The sequence below is a fragment of the Kribbella sp. NPDC050459 genome (genome assembly GCF_040655315.1).
Classification (GTDB): Bacteria; Actinomycetota; Actinomycetes; order Propionibacteriales; family Kribbellaceae; genus Kribbella.
In genome coordinates, this window is record NZ_JBFAJQ010000002.1 from 613,735 (window position 1) to 634,938 (window position 21,204).

Annotated in this window: 23 protein-coding genes and 1 tRNA gene; 12 read left to right on the top strand and 12 right to left on the bottom strand. The window is 69.6% G+C overall.

Annotated features, from left to right (window positions below; translation table 11 throughout):
- Positions 1 to 3: 3 nt before the first annotated feature.
- From AB0I12_RS08925 to AB0I12_RS08945, 5 genes are all read right to left on the bottom strand, one after another.
- On the bottom strand, positions 4 to 621 hold the full coding sequence (locus AB0I12_RS08925) for a hypothetical protein (RefSeq protein ID WP_359926675.1): 618 nt from the start codon (positions 619 to 621) through the stop codon (positions 4 to 6).
- A 59-nt stretch (positions 622 to 680) separates the two neighbouring features.
- Positions 681 to 4,310 carry a transcription-repair coupling factor gene (gene mfd / locus AB0I12_RS08930; protein WP_359926678.1) on the bottom strand — a complete coding sequence of 1,210 codons (3,630 nt, stop codon included), beginning with the start codon at positions 4,308 to 4,310 and terminating at the stop codon, positions 681 to 683.
- On the bottom strand, positions 4,307 to 4,882 hold the full coding sequence (gene pth, locus AB0I12_RS08935) for an aminoacyl-tRNA hydrolase (protein ID WP_359926681.1): 576 nt from the start codon (positions 4,880 to 4,882) through the stop codon (positions 4,307 to 4,309). The genes mfd and pth overlap by 4 nt, the downstream gene beginning before the upstream one ends.
- 42 nt (positions 4,883 to 4,924) lie before the next feature.
- Positions 4,925 to 5,569 carry a 50S ribosomal protein L25/general stress protein Ctc gene (locus AB0I12_RS08940; RefSeq protein ID WP_359926684.1) on the bottom strand — a complete coding sequence of 215 codons (645 nt, stop codon included), beginning with the start codon at positions 5,567 to 5,569 and terminating at the stop codon, positions 4,925 to 4,927.
- 319 nt (positions 5,570 to 5,888) lie between these two features.
- Positions 5,889 to 6,650, bottom strand: coding sequence for a DUF1932 domain-containing protein (locus tag AB0I12_RS08945; protein ID WP_359926687.1), 762 nt, complete (start codon positions 6,648 to 6,650; stop codon positions 5,889 to 5,891).
- Positions 6,651 to 6,782: 132 nt separating this feature from the next.
- On the opposite strand from AB0I12_RS08945, the gene AB0I12_RS08950 reads away from it, so the two are divergent.
- Complete coding sequence (locus tag AB0I12_RS08950; protein ID WP_359926690.1) at positions 6,783 to 7,262, top strand: hypothetical protein; 480 nt, start codon at positions 6,783 to 6,785, stop codon at positions 7,260 to 7,262.
- A gap of 63 nt (positions 7,263 to 7,325) precedes the next feature.
- Here AB0I12_RS08950 and AB0I12_RS08955 read toward each other — a convergent pair whose 3' ends face one another.
- From AB0I12_RS08955 to AB0I12_RS08965, 3 genes are all read right to left on the bottom strand, one after another.
- Entirely contained in the window at positions 7,326 to 8,306 is a 981-nt protein-coding gene (locus tag AB0I12_RS08955) for a ribose-phosphate diphosphokinase (RefSeq protein ID WP_359926693.1), read from the bottom strand.
- Positions 8,307 to 8,336: 30 nt separating this feature from the next.
- Positions 8,337 to 9,797 (bottom strand): bifunctional UDP-N-acetylglucosamine diphosphorylase/glucosamine-1-phosphate N-acetyltransferase GlmU, encoded by a 1,461-nt coding sequence (glmU, locus tag AB0I12_RS08960; RefSeq protein ID WP_359926696.1) that lies wholly within the window; start codon positions 9,795 to 9,797, stop codon positions 8,337 to 8,339.
- 250 nt (positions 9,798 to 10,047) lie between these two features.
- Entirely contained in the window at positions 10,048 to 10,941 is an 894-nt protein-coding gene (locus AB0I12_RS08965) for a hypothetical protein (protein WP_359926699.1), read from the bottom strand.
- Positions 10,942 to 11,036: 95 nt separating this feature from the next.
- Between AB0I12_RS08965 and AB0I12_RS08970 the strand changes: the two genes are divergently transcribed.
- Positions 11,037 to 11,366, top strand: coding sequence for a VOC family protein (locus AB0I12_RS08970; protein ID WP_359926701.1), 330 nt, complete (start codon positions 11,037 to 11,039; stop codon positions 11,364 to 11,366).
- Here the strand turns inward: AB0I12_RS08970 and AB0I12_RS08975 are convergent.
- On the bottom strand, positions 11,356 to 12,285 hold the full coding sequence (locus AB0I12_RS08975; protein WP_359926704.1) for a phosphotransferase: 930 nt from the start codon (positions 12,283 to 12,285) through the stop codon (positions 11,356 to 11,358). The two genes, AB0I12_RS08970 and AB0I12_RS08975, sit on opposite strands and share 11 nt — an antisense overlap.
- 73 nt (positions 12,286 to 12,358) lie before the next feature.
- Between AB0I12_RS08975 and AB0I12_RS08980 the strand changes: the two genes are divergently transcribed.
- The 5 genes from AB0I12_RS08980 to AB0I12_RS09000 all read left to right on the top strand — a co-directional run bounded on the left by AB0I12_RS08980 (position 12,359) and on the right by AB0I12_RS09000 (position 15,875).
- Entirely contained in the window at positions 12,359 to 13,177 is an 819-nt protein-coding gene (locus AB0I12_RS08980) for an alpha/beta hydrolase (protein ID WP_359926706.1), read from the top strand.
- A 344-nt stretch (positions 13,178 to 13,521) separates the two neighbouring features.
- A complete protein-coding gene (locus AB0I12_RS08985) occupies positions 13,522 to 14,481 on the top strand; it encodes a pyridoxal-phosphate dependent enzyme (RefSeq protein WP_359926709.1) in 960 nt (319 codons plus the stop codon).
- Positions 14,481 to 14,918: an NUDIX domain-containing protein gene (locus AB0I12_RS08990; RefSeq protein ID WP_359926712.1), complete on the top strand. Its 438-nt coding sequence runs from the start codon at positions 14,481 to 14,483 to the stop codon at positions 14,916 to 14,918. Before AB0I12_RS08985 ends, AB0I12_RS08990 begins: the two co-directional genes overlap by 1 nt.
- 83 nt (positions 14,919 to 15,001) lie before the next feature.
- The gene (locus tag AB0I12_RS08995; protein ID WP_359926715.1) at positions 15,002 to 15,583 is read left to right on the top strand and encodes a GNAT family N-acetyltransferase; all 582 of its coding nucleotides are present in this window, start codon (positions 15,002 to 15,004) and stop codon (positions 15,581 to 15,583) included.
- Positions 15,567 to 15,875: a GNAT family N-acetyltransferase gene (locus tag AB0I12_RS09000; protein WP_359926718.1), complete on the top strand. Its 309-nt coding sequence runs from the start codon at positions 15,567 to 15,569 to the stop codon at positions 15,873 to 15,875. The genes AB0I12_RS08995 and AB0I12_RS09000 overlap by 17 nt, the downstream gene beginning before the upstream one ends.
- A gap of 1 nt (position 15,876) precedes the next feature.
- Here AB0I12_RS09000 and AB0I12_RS09005 read toward each other — a convergent pair whose 3' ends face one another.
- Positions 15,877 to 16,185 carry a hypothetical protein gene (locus tag AB0I12_RS09005; protein WP_359926720.1) on the bottom strand — a complete coding sequence of 103 codons (309 nt, stop codon included), beginning with the start codon at positions 16,183 to 16,185 and terminating at the stop codon, positions 15,877 to 15,879.
- Positions 16,186 to 16,208: 23 nt separating this feature from the next.
- Positions 16,209 to 16,652: a hypothetical protein gene (locus AB0I12_RS09010; protein WP_359926723.1), complete on the bottom strand. Its 444-nt coding sequence runs from the start codon at positions 16,650 to 16,652 to the stop codon at positions 16,209 to 16,211.
- A gap of 99 nt (positions 16,653 to 16,751) precedes the next feature.
- On the opposite strand from AB0I12_RS09010, the gene AB0I12_RS09015 reads away from it, so the two are divergent.
- Entirely contained in the window at positions 16,752 to 17,072 is a 321-nt protein-coding gene (locus AB0I12_RS09015; RefSeq protein WP_359926725.1) for a hypothetical protein, read from the top strand.
- A gap of 142 nt (positions 17,073 to 17,214) precedes the next feature.
- Here the strand turns inward: AB0I12_RS09015 and AB0I12_RS09020 are convergent.
- Positions 17,215 to 17,286, bottom strand: a tRNA-Gln gene (locus AB0I12_RS09020).
- 122 nt (positions 17,287 to 17,408) lie between these two features.
- Between AB0I12_RS09020 and AB0I12_RS09025 the strand changes: the two genes are divergently transcribed.
- The 4 genes from AB0I12_RS09025 (at position 17,409) to AB0I12_RS09040 (ending at position 21,130) form a co-directional block, all read left to right on the top strand.
- On the top strand, positions 17,409 to 18,407 hold the full coding sequence (locus AB0I12_RS09025) for an acyl-CoA desaturase (RefSeq protein ID WP_359926727.1): 999 nt from the start codon (positions 17,409 to 17,411) through the stop codon (positions 18,405 to 18,407).
- Positions 18,408 to 18,465: 58 nt separating this feature from the next.
- Positions 18,466 to 19,107: a TetR/AcrR family transcriptional regulator gene (locus tag AB0I12_RS09030; protein WP_355477195.1), complete on the top strand. Its 642-nt coding sequence runs from the start codon at positions 18,466 to 18,468 to the stop codon at positions 19,105 to 19,107.
- Positions 19,108 to 19,283: 176 nt separating this feature from the next.
- Positions 19,284 to 20,462 (top strand): sensor histidine kinase, encoded by a 1,179-nt coding sequence (locus AB0I12_RS09035; protein WP_359926731.1) that lies wholly within the window; start codon positions 19,284 to 19,286, stop codon positions 20,460 to 20,462.
- On the top strand, positions 20,462 to 21,130 hold the full coding sequence (locus AB0I12_RS09040; RefSeq protein ID WP_355700714.1) for a response regulator transcription factor: 669 nt from the start codon (positions 20,462 to 20,464) through the stop codon (positions 21,128 to 21,130). The genes AB0I12_RS09035 and AB0I12_RS09040 overlap by 1 nt, the downstream gene beginning before the upstream one ends.
- The last annotated feature ends 74 nt before the right edge of the window (positions 21,131 to 21,204 follow it).

Sequence of the window (21,204 nt, forward strand, 5' to 3'; positions counted from 1 at the left end):
TCGTCAGCCCTGGCCCTGCTGCTGGGCGGACTCGGCGGCCTTGCGCTTCGCGGCGGTCTGGTCGGACTCCTGCGACAGCGACCCGGAGATCGTGGTGTCGAGCTTGCCGTTGGTCCACTGGCCGTAGCGCGGCGACACAGTGACCTTGATGTCCTTCGCCGCCTCCTTGACCGCTTCCGACCCCGCCTGCAGCTGCTGCTGCGCGTCGGCGGTGTCCAGCCGGCCGTTGCCGCCGGCGAGCTTCGCCGAGGTGACCGCGCCGGCGGCGATCTCCTTCAGGAACGCGCTGCTCAGCGGGTCGGCCTGGAGCTTCTTGGTGACCTGGTCGTTGAACATCAGCGGGATCGCGGCCGCGACCTCGGCGTCGCTGACCGAGATCGACTTCTGCTCCCCGACCTGCGCGGTCAGCGCGTCGCTGACCATCTGGTTGACGATCGCCGGAACCGGCACGCTCTCGCCGACCGCCGCCGAGAACGCGCGGGCGGTGTCGTCGACGTGGCTGCTGCTGATCTCCGTCCCGCCGACCACGGCGGCCGCGCCCGGGTGGGTTCCCGCCGCACAACCACCGGTCAGCAGCACCGTCGCCGCCACCACACCGAGAGCCCGAAGCCGTGTGCTCACCGAATCTCCTCGCGTTCCTGTCATCTTCTGCCCCGCCCCACCATCCCGGTCGGGCAGATTCACGCCGGCACCACAATAGGTTCGGCGATCACGTCGTCGATCAACCGGGTGCACCACTGCAGCAGCTCCTGGTCGCGAAGCGGCTGCCCGCCGATCTGCCTGGTCGCAGGTCTCGGCACCAGAATGGTATGCAGTTGCGGCTTCACCAGACTCTTCGGGTACAGCCTGTTCAGCCGCAGCACCTTCGAGTCGGGCAGCTCGACCGGCCCGAACCGGATCATGTTCCCCTGCAGCGTGACGTCGTGCAGCCCCGCCCGGCGGGCGTGGTTGCGGAACTTCGCCACCTCGATCAGGTTCAGCACCGCCTGCGGGATGTCGCCGTACCGGTCGTGCAGCTCCTCGACCAGCTCGGCGATGCCCTCGTCGTCACGGACCGCCGCGAGCCGCTGGTACATCTCCAGCCGCAGCCGCTGCGACGGGATGTAGTCGTGCGGCAGGTGCGCGTCGATCGGCAGCTCGATCTTGACCTCGGGCTCCTCGGCCTGGGTGTCGCCGCGGTACTCCGCGACCGCCTCGCCGACCAGCCGGACGTACAGATCGAAGCCGACGTCCGCGATGTGCCCGGACTGCTCGCCGCCGAGCAGGTTGCCGGCGCCGCGGATCTCCAGGTCCTTCATCGCGACCGCCATCCCGCCGCCGAGGTCCGCGTGCTGCGCGATCGTCGCCAGCCGGTCGTGCGCGGTCTCGGTGAGCGGCTTCTCCGGCGGGAAGAAGAAGTACGCGTACGCCCGCTCGCGGCCGCGGCCGACCCGGCCGCGGAGCTGGTGCAGCTGGGACAGGCCGAGCAGGTCGGAGCGCTCGACGATCATCGTGTTCGCGTTCGAGATGTCGATCCCGGACTCGACGATCGTCGTACACACGATCACGTCCGAGCGCTTCTCCCAGAAGTCCTGGATGACCTGCTCGAGGGTGTGCTCGTTCATCTGGCCGTGCGCGACGCTGACCCGGGCCTCCGGCACCAACTGGCGGATCCGGGCGGCGGCCTTCTCGATCGTGTTCACCCGGTTGTGGACGACGAAGACCTGGCCCTCGCGGAGCAGCTCGCGCCGGATCGCGGCGGTCACCTGGTGCTCGTCGTACGCGCCGACGAAGGTCAGCACCGGGTGCCGCTCCTCGGGCGGGGTGGCGATCGTGGACATCTCGCGGATCCCGGTGATCGACATCTCCAGCGTCCGCGGGATCGGCGTCGCGGACATCGTCAGGACGTCGACCGCGGTCCGCAGCCGCTTCAGCTGCTCCTTGTGCTCGACGCCGAACCGCTGCTCCTCGTCGACGATGACCAGGCCGAGGTCCTTGAACGCGACCTCGCCGCTGAACAGCCGGTGGGTTCCGATCACCACGTCGATCGACCCGTCGGCGAGACCGTCGACGGTGGCCTTGGCCTCCTTGTCGGTCTGGAACCGCGACAGCGGCGCCACGTTCACCGGGAACGCGGCGTACCGCTCGGCGAACGTCGCGTAGTGCTGCTGCACGAGCAGCGTCGTCGGCACCAGTACGGCGACCTGCTTGCCGTCCTGCACCGCCTTGAAGGCCGCCCGGACCGCGATCTCGGTCTTGCCGTACCCGACGTCGCCGCAGACGATCCGGTCCATCGGCATGACGCGTTCCATGTCGTGCTTCACGTCGTCGATGGTGGACAGCTGGTCGGGCGTCTCCACGAACGGGAACGCGTCCTCGAGCTCGCGCTGCCACGGGGTGTCCTTGGCGAACGCGTGCCCCTTGGTCGCCTGGCGCGCGGCGTACAGCTTGATCAGCTCGCCGGCGATCTGGCGGACCGCCTTGCGGGCGCGGCCCTTGCGCTTGGCCCAGTCGCCGCCGCCCATCTTGTCCAGGCTCGGCTGCTCGCCGCCGACGTACCTGGTGACCTGGTCGAGCTGGTCGGTCGGCACGTACAACCGGTCGCCGGGCTGGCCGCGCTTGCTCGGCGCGAACTCGATCACGACGTACTCGCGCGTGGCCTTCTGCGACCCGGTGCCGACGGTCCGCTGCATCATCTCGACGTACCGGCCGACACCGTGCTGCTCGTGCACGACGTGGTCGCCGGGCTGCAGCTCCAGCGGGTCGATCGTCTTCTTGCGGCGCGACGGCATCCGTTGCTGGGAACGGCGTTCGGCCGCCGAGCGCTGGCCGGACAGGTCGTTCTCGGTGAGCACCGCGAACTTGATGCCGTCAGCAACGAACCCCTGCTCGAGCTGGCCCTGCGAGATCAGCACGACCCCGGGCTCGGGGATCTCCTCGATCCCTTCGACCACGCGAGCCGGCAGCTCCGCCTCGGAGAACACCTCGGCCAGGCGCTGCGCGGGGCCGTGGCCCTCGGTCACGCAGACGACCCGCCAGCCGTCCCGCAGCCAGCCGCGGATGTCCTCGGTCGCCGCCGCGGTCTCACCGCGGTACGGGTCGACCTCGTGGGCGGCCAGGATCCGGCTGGTGACCGCACCGGCCTCGGTGTCGATGTCGAACGCGACCCGCTCGCCCATCGAGTCCCGCAGCTCGGGCTGGTCGGTCGGCGCGGCCGCGAACGGCGACAGGCTCCACCAGGCCAGGCCGTTGCCCAGTGCGTGCGACCGGACGTCGCCGAGCGATATGTACGCCGCCGCGCCCAGGTCGATCGGGGCCTCGCCGCCGCCTGCGGCCGCGGCCCACGACGCCTCCAGGAACTCCTGGCTGGTCGCGACCAGGTCGTGCGCCCGGGCGCGGACCCGCTCCGGGTCGCTGACGACCACGTGCGTCCCGGCGGGCATCAGGTCGACAAGCAGCTCCATGTTGTCGACGAGCACCGGAGCCAGCGACTCCATGCCCTCGACCGCGTGCCCTTCGGCGAGCTTCTCGAACAGCTCGGCCAGCTCGGGGTGTTCCTTCGCCAGGACGGCGGCCCGCGCGCGGACCTCGTCGGTGAGCAGCAGCTCGCGGCAGGGCGGTGCCCACAGGCCGTGCTCGGCGATCTCGAGCGAGCGCTGGTCGGCGACCGCGAAGTACCGGATCTCCTCGACGTCGTCACCGAAGAAGTCCACCCGCAGCGGATGCTCCTCGGTCGGCGGGAAGACGTCGATGATGCCGCCGCGGACCGCGAACTCGCCGCGCCGCTCGACCAGGTCGACCCGGTGGTACGCCGCGCCGGCGAGCCGCTCGACGACGTCCTCGAGCTCGACCGTGTCGCCGACGTGCAGCTGGACCGGCTTCAGGTCCGCGAGGCCGGCGACCTGCGGCTGCAGGACGGACCGCACCGGCGCGACCAGGATCTTGATCGGGCCGGTCGTCTCGTCGGACGGATCCGGGTGCACGAGCCGGCGCAGCACGGCCAGCCGCCGGCCGACGGTGTCGGACCGCGGGCTGAGGCGTTCGTGCGGGAGGGTCTCCCAGGCCGGGTAGTACGCGACGGTGCCGGGCTCCTCGACGAGGCACTGCAGGGCCTCGGTGAGCTCCTCGGCCTCACGGAAGGTGGCGGTGACGGCCAGCACCGGCCGGCCGGCGCCGTTCTGCGCCGCGGCGATCGCGGCCAGCAGGACCGGGCGCACCGGCGTCGGCGCGCTCAGATCGAGCGTCGTGACCCCGTCGTTGCGGGCGTCACGGACGGCCTCGGACACCACCGGATCGGTGATCAGGGTGTCGACCAGACCGCTGAGCTTCACGAGTTGTACTTCCCTTGGGTGGACTCGAGGCCGTCGGTGAGCAGCGACTCGACCGCGTCCGCGGTCCGGTCGACGGCGAACGGAAGGTCCTTGCGTTCGGCCGCGGAGAACTCGTTGAGGACGAAGTCGGCGGGCGCCTGCCGGCCCGGCGGACGACCCACACCGAACCGGACTCGATAGTACTCACCGGTGCCAAGCGATTTGCGCAGCGCTTTCAGCCCGTTGTGGCCGTTGTCGCCGCCGCCGAACTTGCACCGCAGGACACCGAAGTCGATGTCCAGCTCGTCGTGCACGACGAGCAGGTTGGCCGGATCCAGCTTGAAGAACTTCAGCAGCCCGGAGACCGGTCCGCCGGACTCGTTCATATAAGAGCGGGGCTTGGCAAGCACCGCCCGCAGGCCGCTGATCCGGGTCTCGATCACCTCGGCCTTGACCTGCTTGCTCTGCTTCCACTTCGCACCCGACCGGGCGGCCAGCTCATCGGCGACCAGATGCCCGATGTTGTGCCGGGTGCGGGCATACGAAGGGCCGGGATTCCCCAGTCCGACGACCAACCACACGTCGTCCGCCACGGATCCCGGCCCTCCCGAAGATGTCTGGTGCTGCGGCAGAGGTTACTCGGCCGCGGCGGCCACCGGCTCCTCGGCCGCCGTCGGCTCGTCGCGCTCGATGCCCGCCTCGGCCTCGGCCTCGGCCAGCTCGCCCTCGACCTGCTCGGCGGTGGGCTGCGCGGTGACGTTGACGATCAGCGTGTCGGGCTCGATCGCCAGCGTGGAACCGGACGGCAGGGTCAGGTCGGACGCGTGGATCTGGGCGCCGATCTCCAGGCCCTCGATGGAGACGACGATGCTCTCCGGGATGTGCGTCGCCTCGGCCTCGACCAGGACCGCGGCGTGCTCGGTGACGACCAGCGCGTCGGACGCGGCCTCGCCCTCGAGGTGCACCGCGACCTCGACCTGCACCTTCTCGCCGCGGCGGACGATCACCAGGTCGACGTGCTCGATGAAGCCCTTCAGCGGGTCGCGCTGGACCTGCTTCGGCAGCGCCAGGTGCGACTCGCCGCCCTCGACCTCGATCATCAGCAGGGCGTTGGCGGTCTTCAGGGCCAGCATGGTGTCGTGACCAGGCAGCGTGATGTGCACCGGGTCGGTGCCGTGGCCGTACAGGACGGCAGGGACCTTGTTGTCCCGGCGGATTCGGCGGGCAGCACCCTTGCCGAACTCGTTGCGCGCTTCGGCTTGGATCTTGACCTCGGCCACGAGATGACACTCCTCAAAAGCGTTGCGGTGATCTGTTGACTGGATGGAACTCGGCTGCGGCCTCAGCGGGCGCCTGCTGACCCCGAGAAGGCGTCAGGCAACGAACCACCGCGTCGATCACGGAGCCGCGCCCAACAGTTCCGGGGGGCGTCCCTCGCCGAGGCAACCAAAACAGTCTACCCACGAGCCTGCCCAGACGGGAAATCCGTCCTCCTGGGGCACTTTGCTCCGGCGACGGCGACGTTCCCGGTGACCCGTTGCCGCACCCGATCTTCGGTCCGTTGCCGAGGTCGCGCCGTTCGTCCTGCAGGGCTCGGGTCTAGGTGAGTCTGGTCCAGACCTGACGGAGCGCCCGGGCCGCGTCGCCTTCGAGGCCGGCGGCGTCCAGCGTCTCGGCGAGCTCGTCGAACTCGGGGCCCCAGCGCCACGCGACGCTGCGGAGCTGCTCGGGCAGTCCCGGATCCTTCAGGGACCCAGCGTCCGCCCGGGTCTGCTGCGCGATCAGCGCGTCGGTCACGCCGTGCTTGTCCGCCAACTGGAACGCGAGCACCGCCAGCGCCGCCTTGCCCTTGTTGTAGAGCGCGTACGACGACTTGGCCGCGCTCGCCGCGCCCGGTTCGGCGCCGACCACCATCGGGGTGACCGCCGTACCGGCCCACAACCCCGCCGCGGTCTCGGCCTCCGCGCCCGACAACATCAGATGCGTCGGACTCGCCCCACCCGTCGGCGGCGGCCCGATCACGCCGGCGTCGACGAACCTCGCCTCGGGTACGGCGGAGCGCGCCTCCGCCAGCGACGCCGGGGACAGCGGGTTCGCCTCGACGTACAGACCGCTGAAGCCCGCACCGCCGACCTGCCGGGCGATGTCGACGGCGCCCTGCGGCGCGCAGGAGCAGAGGATCGCCTCCGCGGCCCCGACCGCCTCGGCGAACGGCGTACCGATCAGACCGGCCTCGTCGGCCCGCGCCTGGCTGGCGGCACTGCGGCCGTCCGGCACCCAGTGCACCTCGTGACCGGCGACAACCAGCTGCGCAGCGAGTTTCGAGCCCATCGCTCCCGGGTGGAACACGGTGATCCGCATGCGGCGTCCGATCCTCGATTCGGTCAGTTACCGCCCAACCTATGTCAGTCACCGTTCCCGGCGAACCGTTGTCACATCGCCGTGCCCGGGTGCAGCGTGGACAGGAACAGCGGTCCTCAGGGGGAGGGTTTCATGAGCGAGAACGCGATCGGGCGCCGGCAGGCGCTGAGGGGTGCGGGAATGGCAGCAGGAGGTGTCGCCGTCGCCGGTCTGGCGGCGACCACACCGGCGATGGCGGACAGCGGCGGCGGGTTGCTGGGCAGCTGGATCTGCACGCGGCAGGACGACGGAACGCCCGACAAGGTCCGCCTGGTGCTGAGCTTCGCGGGCGGCGGGGTGATCGTGTCGCACGACATCAGCCCGGCGGGGCCGCCCTTCACCGGGACCTGGGCATCGCACGGGAAGTCTTTCCGGCTGACGATGTGGACCGGGACCGCCGGTGAACAGGGGCCGGAATCGGTCGGGCCGACGATCCGCGTGCAGGCCTGGGGCTCGGTGTCCCACGGCACGATCACGGCGAAGTACCGCTTCACCGTGTTCGCACCGGGCAGCCTCAGCCAGGTCGTGGACTCCGGCACCGGAAAGCTGAGCGGACGCCGGATCACCGCCTGACAGGCGCCGGCACTGCTGGGACGCGGCGGCGCGACTGGACGCCGCCGCGTCGGGAGGTCGCGGTCAGGCGCGGCCGTCGAACAGGCTGGTGACCGAGCCGTCCTCGAAGACCTCGCGGATGGCCCGGCTGATCAGCGGCGCGATCGACAGCTCGGTGAGCTTGTCGAAGCGGCGCTCCTCGGCGATCGGCAGCGTGTTGGTGACGATCACCTCGCTGGCCTGGCAGTTCTTCAGCCGGTCCACCGCCGGGCCGGACAGGATCGCGTGCGTGGCCGCGATCACCACGCCGGCAGCGCCCTCGGCGTACAGCGCGTCGGCGGCCTTGGTGATCGTGCCGGCGGTGTCGATCATGTCGTCGACCAGGATGCAGACCCGGCCCTTGACCTCACCGACGACCCGGTTCGCAACGGTCTCGTTCGGACGGTCGATGTCGCGGGTCTTGTGGATGAACGCCAGCGGCGCGTTGTTCAGCCGCGCCGACCACTGCTCGGCGACCTTGATCCGGCCGGCGTCCGGCGACACCACAGCCAGTTGCTGGTCGCCGTACTTCTCGGCGACGTACGAGCTGAGGATCGGCAGCGCCATCAGGTGGTCCACCGGGCCGTCGAAGAAGCCCTGGATCTGCGAGGTGTGCAGGTCCACGCAGATCAGCCGGTTCGCGCCCGCGGTCTTGAACAGGTCGGCCATCAGCCGGGCCGAGATCGGTTCCCGGCCGCGGTGCTTCTTGTCCTGCCGGGCGTACCCGTAGAACGGGAGCACCACGGTGATCCGCTTGGCCGACGCCCGCTTCAGCGCGTCGACCATGATCAGCTGCTCCATGATCCACTCGTTGATCGGCGAGGTGTGGCTCTGGATCACGAACGCGTCGCTGCCCCGGACCGACTCCTCGAACCGGACGTAGATCTCGCCGTTGGCGAAGTCGTACGCCTGGGTCGGCACCAGGCCGGACCCGAGCTCCTCGGACACCTCCTCGGCGAGACCGGGATGCGCCCGGCCGGAGAAAACCATCAGGTTCTTCTCGGTGGTTCGTTTCATCCCGCTCATCGCCCGCGCCTCCCGTTGTCCTCGTACCGCTCAGGCCTGCTCGTCCGGCTGGTCCGCCGGCTGCTCGGAGAGCGCCGCCTCGGCCGCCGCGGCGGTCTTGGTGCCGGCCCGCTTGCGCGCGACCCAGCCCTTGATGTTGCGCTGCCGGCCGCGGGCGACCGCGATCTCGCCCGGGCCGACGTCCTCGGTGAGCGCCGTGCCGGCCGCGAGGTAGGCGCCGTCCGCGATCGTCCGCGGCGCCACCAGCACCGAGTTGCTGCCGATGAACGAGTGCTTGCCGACGTGCGTCGGGTGCTTCGCGACACCGTCGTAGTTCGCGAAGATCGTGCCGGCGCCGATGTTCGCGCCCTCGCCGATCGTCGCGTCGCCGGCGTACGTCAGGTGCGGGACCTTGGCGCCGTCGCCGATGGTGGAGTTCTTGGTCTCCACGAACGTGCCGATCTTGCCCTTCACGCCGAGCTTGGTGCCCGGGCGCAGGTACGCGAACGGGCCGACGCTGGCCTGCGGGCCGATCTCGGCGCCGGAGCCGTGCGTGCGGATGATCGTCGCGCCGGCCCCGACGGTGATGTCGGTGAGTGTGGTGTCCGGGCCGATGGTGGCGCCCTCGTCGACCGTGGTCGCCCCGTGCAGCTGGGTGTTCGGCAGCAGGGTGACGTCGCGGGCGACCTGGACGGTCTGGTCGACCCAGGTGGTGTTCGGGTCGACGACCGTCACGCCCGCACGCATCAGGCGGGTGAGCGTACGCCGGTTCAGCTCGGCGCGGAGCGTTGCGAGCTGGACGCGGTCGTTGACGCCCTCGGTCTGCATCGCGTCGCCGGTGACGTGCGACCCGACCCGCTTGCCGTCGTTCCGGGCGATGCCGATCACGTCGGTCAGGTAGAGCTCGCCCTGGGCGTTGTCGGTGGTCAGCCGGCTCAGGCCGTCCCGCAGGGTGGCCGCGTCGAACACGTAGATGCCCGCGTTGATCTCGTCGATCGCGCGCTGCTCGGCGGTGGCGTCCTTGTGCTCGACGATCGCCGCGACGGTGCCGTCCGGCCCCTGCACGATCCGGCCGTACCCGGTCGGGTCGGGGACCCGCGCGGTCAGCACGGTGACCGCGTTGCCCTGCTTGTCGTGGTCGGCGATCAGGTCGTGCAGCGTCTCCGCCTCGAGCAGCGGGACGTCACCCGACGTGACGACGACCGAGCCGTCGAAGTCGGCCGGTACGGCGCTCAGGCCGGCGCGGACCGCGTCGCCGGTGCCCAGCTGCTGCTCCTGGACGGCCGTGCGGGCCTCGGGGTCGACCGCCTTCAGGTGTTCCTCGACCAGTTCGCGGCCGTTGCCGACCACGACGACGAGGTGTTCGGGGCTGAGCGCCCGGGCGGTGTGCACGGCGTGCCCGACGAGACTGCGCCCGCCGATCTCGTGCAACACCTTCGGGGTCGCCGATTTCATCCGGGTGCCCAGACCGGCGGCCATGATGACGACCGCCGTGGGGCGATGGGAAGTCACGCGGTCTTCTCCTCGAGTTCCCTGCGAGTTTCTTTCAACAAGTATCAGCATGGGCACCCGAAACAGCGCCCGCGCAAGCCTACTTGCTGTTCGCACGGCCCCTCGCACGGGGACGGCGAGACCGATCTCACCCTCCCCCGCACCGCGCGTAGAGCGTTGATTACTCTCCGTGGTTCTCGTGATCCACTTCACCGCGTTCCAGCAGCCGCCGGTCACCGCGATCGGGCGGCTGCTGTCGAGCCGACGCAGGTCAGCGGGTGAACGCGGCCAAAGCGGTGAACGGGGACTGCGTGGACGCGGCCGACATGCCGACCGTCCAGACCCGGTCCTTCGCGGTCTCGATGCCGGTGAGCGTGCCGGTCGCGGCGTTCGGTGCGGGAGCGGCGACGAGCTTCGAGCCGCTCAGTTGGAGGACGTACGGCGTCGCGGTCTGGTTGTCCTTGAACTGTTCACCGACCACGACAGGGCGATTGTCACGCAGCGCAACGTCGTACAGCTGGGCCATGCCGGCCGGGACCGCGACCTTGGTCCACTTCGTCCCGTTGTAGTGCAGGGCCAGCGGGGCGATGCCCGACGTGTACTGGACGCCGACGAGCCAGATGTTCTTCGGTCCGGCGGCCGCCATAGCGGTCGGGATCTGGGAACCGTCGGTGGGCAGGTCCGTGACCAGCGTCCAGCGTTTTCCGTCGAAGTGCGCAAGACCGGCGTTGAGGCCCAGCCAGGCGTTCTTTGCGGACAGCACGGCCAGGACGTTGCCGTTGACGGAACCTTCCAGACCGGCGTTGAGTGCTCGCCACTTTCCGCCGGCGTAGCGGTAGACGACGGCGCGTTCCTTGCCGCCGACGTCCGCCCAGCCGGTGACCCAGACCGAAGCGTCCGGCGCGATCACGACGTCGTCGAAGGATCCCGCGGGTACGGCAGGAGGCTTGACGACCTGCCACTTGGTGCCGTTCCTGTCGCCACCGACCGCCCAGGTGCCGCCCGCTCCGGTGGCCACGTCGTTGAACGTGGCCGGCTGCCGGTTCGTCGCAGTCGTTGCCCAGCGCAACGATCCGTCCTGTTCCCCGGCCTGCTGGGCGGCCGCGGGCACTGCTGTCAGCACGGACCCGGTCAGCGCGACCAGGATGCATGTCTTCAGTCTCACAACGATTCCCCTCCGAGTACGGCGTCGTCTACATCCCTCTCGACGCTGCGACTCCTTCGCTGCGTTACATGCGGCTTTCTGCAACCCTGGAAGACATGGCCCTCACACTCGGAGCAATCGTCCTGAACGTGCCGTCGACCGGCCCGGCCGCGGAGTTCTGGCGCGCGGCCCTCGGCCTCACCCCCGCCGAGAACCCGGACTTCCTCGTTCCACCGCCGGGCACCCGGCCGACCAGGGTCCACCTCGACAGCACCGACCGCACGCATTTCGACCTGTGGGTGGACGGTTCCTCGACACCGGAAGCCGAAGTGGAGCGGCTGATCGGCCTCGGCGCCGAGCGGGTCGAGGACTGGATCTACCCGCCGGACGCCGACTTCACGGTCCTCAAGGCGCCGGACGGAACTGTCTTCTGCGTCATCGACTGAGCAGTGCGACGATCTGCGGGCTGTTGAAGAACTTCGCCGTCAGGGGCGCGTGACTGTCGCGGTCGTAGGGGTCGTCGTCGTGGGCGTTGGCGATGATCAGCGAGTACGCGCAGCGGTAGAGCAGGAGTTGATCGGCGTCGTACCCGAGGCCGTCGGCGAACGCCGCGTCGTACGTGGCCTCGACCTCGCGGGCCCGCGGCGACCAGAGGTCGATGACGCTCGCGGTGGCCGCGGCCTCGAACACCGGATCGCCGGCCATCGTCAGCAGACCGAAGTCGAGCAGCGTCACCGGGCGCAGGTCGTCGTCGACGAGGACGTTGCCGGCAGTGACGTCGCCGTGGACGAGCCGGGGCTCGGGCTCCTTGAGGTCGGCCAGCAGCCGCAGCAGCGCCTCGAGCTTGGCGTCGAAGTCGTCCACCATCCGCGTGTCGAAGCGAGCGGCCCGGCGCTGGACGAGACCCGTCAGGGCCTCGCGCCACGACACGCCGCCCGGGCGGAACGGGCCGGTTTCGTCGAGCACCGACGTACGGCGGAGCACCTCCGGCGCCGCCACCTGCGCCAGCGCGTCGACCACCTCGACGACACAGTCCCGCACGCGTTTCCAGCCCGGCGTACCGAACTCCGGCGCCACCTCGTGCAGCGGGACGCCCGGCAGTTCTTCCTCGATCGTCACCCAGTACGGGCCGGGGTGATGCAGCTCGAGAACGCGCGGGGTCCGGTACGGCAGTTGGCCGTCGAGCGCCTCGTACAGCTCACTCAGCGTCCGGAGCTCGGTCTCGCCCGCGTGGAACCAGATCTTCGCGACCTTCCCGCCGCCGAGCCGGAAGACCGCGCCCTGCATCCCGATCGCGATCTGCTCGGGACCGCCGTACCCGAGGATGCGGAGCTGTTCCTGCAGGAAAGCGTCGGACAGCGGCATGCCGCAAGACCCTAGTCGCGCGCCGCGGCGCTGTCGTCCGATTTTGTCGGTGGGGCCTGAAACCCTTGCGGGCATGGGTGATTCGCTGGTCGACGTCGGCGGCGTCACGCTGTTCGTGCGGGAGCTCGGGCAGCGGGGCGACGGGCCTTCTGTGGTGGTGATGCACGGCGGGCCGGACGTCGGGCACGGATACCTGGTGCCCGGGTTCGAGCCGTTGGCCCGCGATCATCACGTGGTGCTGTTCGACTTCCGTGGGTGCGGGCGGAGCAGCCGCGGGTTGCCGGACGACGATCTGCAGCCGGAGTACGTCGTGCAGGACACGCATCGGTTGATCGACCGGCTCGGGCTCGGCGCGGTCGATCTGGTCGGGTTCTCGACGGGCGGGCGGGCCGCGATGCAGTTCGTGGACAAGCATCCGGAGCAGGTACGGCGCTTGGTGCTCGCGTCGACCTCGGCGTACTCGTCGGCGGACGCGGCCGGTTATCTGGCGGGCTGGGACGAGTATCAGCGCCGCCAACGCGTCGAGGACGAGGCCAACGGCACCCTGCGCAACTCCACGGTCTTCGTGTGGGACCTCGACCGCGCCCCGGCGTACCTGCGGTTGCTCGAATCCCTGGGCACCGACCTAGGCGACTGGTCCGAGGAACGCGCGCTCCAGGGCCTCATGCACCCGTGGTGCCCCGGCGATCCCGAGCAGATCCTCCGCTCGTTCGCCAAGCCCATCCTCATCCTGCACGGCGACAAGGACATGGGCTTCCCCGTCCAACTCGCCCACCGCCTCCACGAGGCCGTCCCCAGCCACCTGATCGTCATCCCCGACACCGCCCACATGTGCCACTTCGAACAGCCCGAGACCTGGTCGTCCCACATCCGCGAGTTCCTGGACGGTTAAGGAGGCGGGGCTTGGAAGAGCGGGAGCAGGTATGTGTCCCACACGGCGTACTGGGCGCCGAGTGCCGCCAGCAGGACTGCCACCGGCACCGTTGCCCGGATCCACCAGCGCACGCGTCGGGCACAGCACTGCCACCAACATCCCCCATCTCAGCGGATGCCCGTCCCTGGTGATACCTGCGCTGTCCTGGCTCGGATCGACCTGCGCGAACTGCTGTTGGAACACCACCAGCGGCAACAGCAATGGAACCGCCGCGCCCAGGACCAGGACGGCGATCTCGACCCGGTCACGCCACGAGACGACCGCCGCTGCCATTCCCCGAGTGTGCCGTAGGCTGCGGTGTCGTGCAGGGGACACGGCTCGACATGGACCGGATTCGCGCGGCCCGGCAGGTCATTGCCCCGATCTTCCTGGACAGTCCCCTGTATCGCTGCGAAGCGCTCGAGCTCGGCTGCGCGGTCGACATCAAACTCGAGACGGCGAACCCGGTGCGCAGCTTCAAAGGCCGCGGTACAGAGGTCGTCGCGAGTCAGCTCGCGACCAGCGACTCGCGCGCGGTCGTCTGTGCCAGCGCGGGCAACCTCGGGCAGGCGCTCGCGTGGTCCGGTCGCGACCGCGGACTGGACGTCACGGTCGTCGCATCACGGTTCGCGACCACGGCGAAGCTCGACCGCATCCGGGCACTGGGCGCCAAACTCGAGCTCGTCGACGGCGACCACGAGCTCGCCCGCGTCCGGGCCGCCGAGATCGCGCGGTACGACGGGATCCGGCTGCTCGAGGACAGCCTGGACCTCGAGACCTGCGAGGGCGCCGCGACGATCGGCCTCGAACTCGTCGACGCGCTGCACGGGACCGACCCCGCCGTACTGATCGCGCTCGGCGGTGGCGCACTGGCGACCGGTGTCGGGTACGTCCTGAAGACCCTCGCACCCGCCGTCGAGGTGATCTGCGTCCAACCGCTCGGCGCGCCGGCGTTGACGCGCTCCTGGCACGAGCGGCGCGTTGTCACCACCGAAACTGCCGATACGATCGCGGACGGCGTCGCCGGGCGGATCCCGATCCCGGAGGTCCTCGACGACCTGCTCGTGGTCGCCGACGACGCCGTCCTCGTCCAGGAATCCTCGATCGTCGCCGGCCTGCGCCTGCTCCTCGACCACGCCGGCCTCGTCGTCGAACCGTCCGCCGCGCTCGGCATCGCCGCGATCCTCGAGGACCGCGACCGCTTCGCCGGCCGGCAGGTGGTCACGATCGTGTGCGGCAGCAACGTGGACCAGGACAAGTACCGGCGCTGGGTCGGCCTCTGATGGCGAGGCTCGCGGTCAAGCTCCTGCTCCTCGACGAGGACGACCGCGTGCTGCTCATCCACGCCCGGGACCCGAAGACCCATGCCGAATGCTGGTACCCGGTCGGCGGCGGCGGCGACCCCGGCGAAACGCTGCAGTCAGCCGCAGCCCGCGAGGCGTACGAGGAAACGGGCCTGCGCGATCTACCGCCGGGCCGCCATGTCTGGACCCGCGACCACACGTACGAGTTCAACGGGGAATCCATCGACGTCCACGAGGAATGGCTCCTGCACCGAGTCACCCACTTCACCCCCACACCCACCGAACTCTCGCCGTACGAAACAACCACCATCCTCGGCTTCGCCTGGTGGACGGCACAGGACCTGCTCGAGACAACAGAGACTGTCTTCCCACCCCAACTCGGCCACCTACTAACCGAGCTCGCCCCTAGAACGTGACCCCAGGCGCCCACTCACCACCCGAACGGCCAGCCACAGATATTGGATTGCTCAGGGTGCCGGGTCGAACTGAGACTCGGGCAATGGAAGGTCAGGAAGTGCGGTACGCCGAGTACGGGCCGGGACTGCTGCCCGCGGTACTCAAGGCTCAGGTGCTGTCGTTCCTGCGGATCGTCTGGCCGGACGGCTTCACCGGCGAGCTCAGGTATCGCGACTGGATCACCAACCCGGCGTACGAACCGCACCACCTGCTGTACGTCGCCGGCGACCTCGTCGTCAGCCACCTGGAGATCGTCCACCTGGACCTGCACCACGAAGGCACGACGTACAAGGTCGCCGCCCTGACCAGCGTCCTGACGTTCCCGTCCTTCCGCACCGAAAGCTGGGCCGGCCGCCTCGTCGCAACCGCCTGCCGCCGCATCGAATCCAGCACCGCCGACCTGGGCCTCATCTGCTGCGAACCCCACAACCACAAGCCCACCAGGAACACTTCCGCCGCACCCCACTACGCCTCGAGGACGAGCTATGAAACCGATCGTCATCCGTCCGGCCCGCGTCGACGACGGCGAGCACGTCTGGCCACTCGCACAGGCGTTCGCCACCTCGTTCAGTCCCGAGAAGACCGCGTTCGACGCGACATGGCCGCAGTTGGTCGACGTACCTGACACGCTGCTGCTTGTTGCAGAGACGGCTGACGGAAGAATCGCCGGCTACCTCCTCGGCAACACCCATCTCACGTTCCTCGCCAACGGTCGTGTCGCGTGGGTCGAGGAGCTCATGGTCGACGAGAACCTGCGGCAGCACGGAATCGGCCGCCAGTTGATGGAGCACGCCGAACATTGGGCTCACGCCACAGGCGCCGCCTACCTCGCACTGGCCAGTCGCCGGGCCGGACCGTTCTATCTGGCACTCGGGTACGACGATTCCGCGGTCTTCTACAAGAAGACCTTGTCCTGACTCAACGCGGCAGCGGCGGAAGCCCGAGGGTCTGCAGGAACCTGGCCGTCTTCAGCTCCACGAAGACATCCTCGTCAGGTACGTCGTCCTGCCTGTCGTCGGGCTGCTTGTCGTCGCTCGCCAGGAAGCGTTCGATCTCGTCCGGGGCTGGCGACGTGCCGGCCAGCTCCGCCCACGCGGCGAGTCCAGCGGCCTCGATCGCCGTGTCGGCCGCCGTCGGCGCGGCCGGGTCCCCGAAGTACGCGCGCGGCGTGTGCCCGAGGAACGCCTCGCCGGTCCCCACACCCGCCGGCGCGTACTGGGTGCCCACCGTCCACCCAGGCCGCCGAATCATCAGGTGTCGTAGCCGAGGCCGTCCCAGGGCTCGTAGTACGCGATGAAGTTGCCCGGTTCGATGTGCAGCGAGTACGTACCTTCGAAGTCCTCGCCCACCCAGCCGAACGTCACGCCGTCGACCTCCACCGCGAACGGCGCGACGTCGATCGGCTCGAGCACGTACTTCCCGAGCTCGGCGAGCCGCGACGCGACGACCTGATCCGCCCCGGCGGACGCCGCCTGCCCCGACGGAACCCACTCCGCCCGGACCGCCTCGTCGACCTTCACCTCGTCGAACGTCCCGTCCGCGTTCCACAGGAACAACCCGACGTACGCCGCGCCGCTCGACGGATCGAACAGCTCGTCACTGAGAAAGAACCGCCGCCCGTCACCGGCCGTCCCGGCGTACGGCACGTGATAGTCGTCCGGCACGATCCGGAACCGCGCAGGCGCTTCGTCCACCGCTGCCCCTCCCCCACTGGCGCCACACCCGCCCAACGCAACCACCAACCACAACGCAAGCCCCAACCGCCTCAACGCCCCACCCCTCACACTGAACCTGTGGGCATCCTTCCGTACGCACTCGGCCTGCTGATCGCGCTGGTCCTCAGCGCACAGCTCCTGCTGCTGATGGAACGCGACCGCCCACTCGCCAAACGACTGCGCGACCTGAGCACCGGCGGCGACGCCTTCTCAATCCTCTTCGCCGCCTTCCTCACCCTGGGCACCCTCGGCGCGCTCCTCGGCAGCCTCCTCCACGCCCCCGTCCCCGGCGCCGCAACCGGCCTCACCCTAGCCCTCCTGACCTGGATCACAGCCGTAGTCCAAGCCCACCGCCGCCCCCAACCACCCGCCCGCCACTCAGCCCCGGACGAACACTGACGACCGGAAGGTGTGCGATGGGCCCGAACTTACGAGCGTCCGTCGGTCGGGTAACCGGTGTGGCGGGTCCATGGGGCGCCCGACGGCACGGCGAAAGAGGAGCCGCGCGTGGTGCCGCGTGGGGAAACGTGCGACGTACTAGCTCCCCCGCCAGGTTTCGATCCTGGTCTTCGAGATTCAAAGTCTCGCGGGCTGCCGATTACCCCACGGGGGATCGTGGTTGCCGGGACAGTTTGCCATGAGTGGGGTGGATGCACGCTCAGGGGTTCCTTACCTACGGGTCCGTAGGTTACGGTGGCGTAGGTAAGGAACCCCTGACTCGAGGGATGAACAGCTATGACTCCACCCGCCGTAGCCACTCCGGACGCGCCCACCCGTACCGTGCCGGTCGACGAGGAGGTGCACACCGGGACGCTCGGTGGTGAGCAGAAGAAGGTCTGGGAGCAGGTCGCCCTGGCGCTGTTCATCGGGATCCCGTTCCTGGCGGTGCTGGCGGCGGTGCCGATCGCGTGGGGCGGGTTCCTGGGCTGGCGGGACGTCGTGCTCGCGGTGGTCTTCTACACGATCGCCGGCCACGGGATCTCGATCGGGTTCCACCGGCTGTTCACGCACAAGTCGTTCAAGCCGAACCGCCCGCTGAAGTACGCGCTCGCGATCGCCGGTTCGCTCGCGATCGAGGGTCCGGTGATCCGCTGGGTGGCCGACCACCGCAAGCACCACAAGTTCTCCGACCGTGACGGCGACCCGCACAGCCCGTGGAAGTACGGCAACACGCTGGGCGCGCTCACGAAGGGGTTCTTCCACGCGCACGTCGGCTGGCTGTTCGACACCGAGCAGACCCCGCAGCGCCAGTACGCGCCCGACCTGCTGAGGGACAAGGACATCGTCAAGGTGTCCCGGATGTTCCCGCTGCTGGTCGCCGTGAGCCTGCTGGCGCCGGCCGTCATCGGCGGCCTCTGGTCGTGGTCGTGGACCGGTGCGCTGACCGCGTTCTTCTGGGCCAGCCTGGTCCGGATCGCGCTGCTGCACCACGTGACCTGGTCGATCAACTCGATCTGCCACACGATCGGCGACCGGCCGTTCAAGAGCCGTGACAAGTCCGGCAACGTGTGGTGGCTGGCAATCCTGAGCCAGGGCGAGTCGTGGCACAACCTGCACCACTCCGACCCGACCTGCGCACGGCATGGCGTACTGAAGGGCCAGATCGACACGTCCGCGCGCTGCATCTGGTTCTTCGAGAAGCGCGGCTGGGTCTCCGACGTCCGCTGGCCGGTCAAGGAGCGGCTCGAGGCGCGCCGTACCGACAACTCGCAGCGCACTCTCAAAGCGGCCTGACCGTTAAACCTCCGCAAGCAACACCCGAAGTACGGCATGATGCTGACGTGATCACGACGTGACGGAACCCAAACCGCGGCGGTCCGGCCGGATCCGGATGACCAGTGCCGAACGTCGCGAGCAACTCATCACCATCGCCCGCGGCCTGTTCGCCCAGAAGGGGTACGAGGCCACGTCGGTGGAGGAGATCGCGGCCCGGGCCGAGGTCTCCAAGCCGGTCGTGTACGAGCACTTCGGCGGCAAGGAGGGGCTGTACGCCGTCGTCGTGGACCGTGAGGTCCGGGCGCTGCTCGACGGTGTCACGCAGTCGCTGACGGCCGGCCGGGCGCACGAACTGGTCGAGCAGGCCGCGCTCGCGCTGCTCGACTACATCGAGAACAACTCCGACGGGTTCCGGATCCTGGTCCGCGACTCGCCTGTCGGGTCGTCGACCGGGTCGTTCATCTCGATCCTGAGCGACGTCGCGACCCGGGTCGAGCACATCCTGGCCGAGAACTTCAAGCGCCGCGGCCTGGACCCGAAGAACGCCCCGATGTACGCCCAGATGCTGGTCGGCATGGTCGCGCTCACCGGCCAGTGGTGGCTGGACGCCCGCAAACCGAAGAAGCCGGACGTCGCCGCCCACCTGGTCAACCTCGCCTGGAACGGCCTCTCCGGCCTCGAAGCCAAGCCCACGCTCTCCACCCGGCCCCACAAGTAGCGGACCGCCAGCACTCATCAACCACACCCCCGCCGGGCCGGCTGAGCGTGGAACGGCCGTCCGACGGCCGATTGCGCCGCCTTGGTGAGTGGTGGGCGTCCGCATACCCCGGTCGTACGGCGACATCAGCCCGCGGCATGACCCCCGCCGAAGAGCCAGCCCGTACCCTGGCCAGCATGACGGGGATCCTGACCGCGCGGCCGGTGCCTGCCCGGAGCAGGGCGTTCGATCTGCTGCTGGCCGGCAGCCTCTGCATGATCTTCGGCTTCCTGTCGCTGGCCCAGGCGCACCTGAGCGGCATCCTCGCGTTCGGCATGCTGGCCCCGCTGATCTGGCGCCGCACCCACCCCGAGCTGGTTTTCTTCGGCGTCTGCGCGGTCGCGGTGCTGCAATGGCTCGGCGGCGTCCAGCTGATGCCGGGCAACGTCGGCCTGCTCGTCGCCCTCTACGCGATCTCCGTGTACGGCGACGTGCGGCTGAGCCGGATCGCGCTGGGGATCGGCGGCCTCGGCGTCCTGATGGCGACCTCGCGGTACTGGGCCAACTCGGACTGGAAGCAGCAGGTCACGATGATGGTCGCGCTCGGCGCGCTGGTCTTCGGCGTCTGGGCGTTCGGCGAGCGCCGCCGGACCCGCGGGCTGTACGTCGCGCAGCTCGAGGAGCGGGCCGCCCAGCTCGAGCGGGACCGCGACCGCGAGGCGAAACTGGCCGTCGGCAACGAGCGGACCCGGATCGCCCGCGAGATCCACGACGTGGTCGCTCACGGGCTGTCGATCATGATCGTCCAGGCCGACGGCGGCCTGTACGCCGCCGACCAGTCCCCCGACGCGGCGAAGAAGGCACTCGCCACGATCGGCGACACCGGCCGCGCGAGTCTGACCGAGATGCGCAAGATGCTCGGTCTGCTCAAACAGGACGAGCAGCACGACCTCGACCCGAACCAGCCCCGCCCGCAGCCCGGCGTCTCCAGCCTCCCCGAGCTGATCGACAACGTCCGGGAGGCCGGCCTCAACGTCACGTACGACGTCACCGGCGAGCCTCGCGATCTGCCGGCGCTGCTGGGCCTGACGGCGTACCGGATCGTGCAGGAGGGGCTGACCAACACGCTGAAACACGCCGGGCCGGGAGCGCGGACCTCCGTCACCTTGGACTTCGGGCGCGAGATGCTGACCGTGGTGGTCACCGACGACGGCCGCGGCGCCGGTGTCGCGCCGAGCGCGGACCCGGGTCACGGTCTGGTCGGGATGCGGCAGCGCGCGTCGGTCTCGGGCGGTACGGTGAGCGCCGGACCGAAGGCCGGCGGCGGTTACGAGGTGATCGCCAGGCTGCCGTACAACCTGCCGACTGGAGAGTAATGGAAGACGACGTGATCCGGGTGTTCCTTGTCGACGATCAGGAACTCGTCCGGGCCGGATTCACGATGCTGGTGGACTCCCAGGCCGACATGCGGGTGGTCGGGCAGGCCGGTGACGGCGGCGAGGCGATCGAGAAGATCCAGGTGACCGCGTCCGACGTGGTCCTGATGGACGTCCGGATGCCGCGGCTGGACGGCGTCGAGGCCACCCGCCGGCTCCAGTCGTTGCCCGAAGCACCGAAAGTGATCGTGCTGACCACCTTCGACCTGGACGAGTACGCGTTCGCCGCGATCAAGGCCGGCGCGGCCGGCTTCCTGCTCAAGAACACCCCGCCGGCCGACCTGCTGAACGCGATCCGGCAGGTGCACTCCGGTGACGCCGTGGTCTCCCCCAGTACGACGAAACGCCTGCTGGAGCACTTCGCCGGCGCCCTGCCCGACGAGCAGACCGAGCAGCCGGACCTGGCCGACCTGACCGCCCGCGAGCGCGAGGTGCTGATCGAGGTCGCCCGCGGCCTGTCGAACACCGAGATCGCCAAGCTGTTCACGTTGTCCGAGGCAACGGTCAAGACGCATATCGGCCGCATCCTGGCCAAGACCGGCCTCCGGGACCGGGTCGCCCTGGTCGTCCTCGGGTACGAGACCGGGCTGGTCCGGCCCAGCAAGTAATACCCAGGTAGTACGCGGACTCCAGTCTGCGGTCCGACGAGATTCGCCGGCGAGATCACTAACTTCTTGGCCAA

What these genes read in the sequence shown, in the direction of transcription:
- AB0I12_RS08950 (WP_359926690.1), top strand. Translation starts at nt 6,783, where the DNA reads ATGAGCGAGAACGCGATCGGGCGCCGGCAGGCGCTGAGGGGTGCGGGA.
- AB0I12_RS08975 (WP_359926704.1), bottom strand. Translation starts at nt 12,285, where the DNA reads ATGCCGCTGTCCGACGCTTTCCTGCAGGAACAGCTCCGCATCCTCGGG.
- AB0I12_RS08980 (WP_359926706.1), top strand. Translation starts at nt 12,359, where the DNA reads ATGGGTGATTCGCTGGTCGACGTCGGCGGCGTCACGCTGTTCGTGCGG.
- AB0I12_RS08995 (WP_359926715.1), top strand. Translation starts at nt 15,002, where the DNA reads ATGGAAGGTCAGGAAGTGCGGTACGCCGAGTACGGGCCGGGACTGCTG.
- AB0I12_RS08955 (WP_359926693.1), bottom strand. Translation starts at nt 8,306, where the DNA reads ATGAGCGGGATGAAACGAACCACCGAGAAGAACCTGATGGTTTTCTCC.
- AB0I12_RS09040 (WP_355700714.1), top strand. Translation starts at nt 20,462, where the DNA reads ATGGAAGACGACGTGATCCGGGTGTTCCTTGTCGACGATCAGGAACTC.
- AB0I12_RS09025 (WP_359926727.1), top strand. Translation starts at nt 17,409, where the DNA reads ATGACTCCACCCGCCGTAGCCACTCCGGACGCGCCCACCCGTACCGTG.
- AB0I12_RS08945 (WP_359926687.1), bottom strand. Translation starts at nt 6,650, where the DNA reads ATGCGGATCACCGTGTTCCACCCGGGAGCGATGGGCTCGAAACTCGCT.
- AB0I12_RS08990 (WP_359926712.1), top strand. Translation starts at nt 14,481, where the DNA reads ATGGCGAGGCTCGCGGTCAAGCTCCTGCTCCTCGACGAGGACGACCGC.
- AB0I12_RS09035 (WP_359926731.1), top strand. Translation starts at nt 19,284, where the DNA reads ATGACGGGGATCCTGACCGCGCGGCCGGTGCCTGCCCGGAGCAGGGCG.
- AB0I12_RS08970 (WP_359926701.1), top strand. Translation starts at nt 11,037, where the DNA reads ATGGCCCTCACACTCGGAGCAATCGTCCTGAACGTGCCGTCGACCGGC.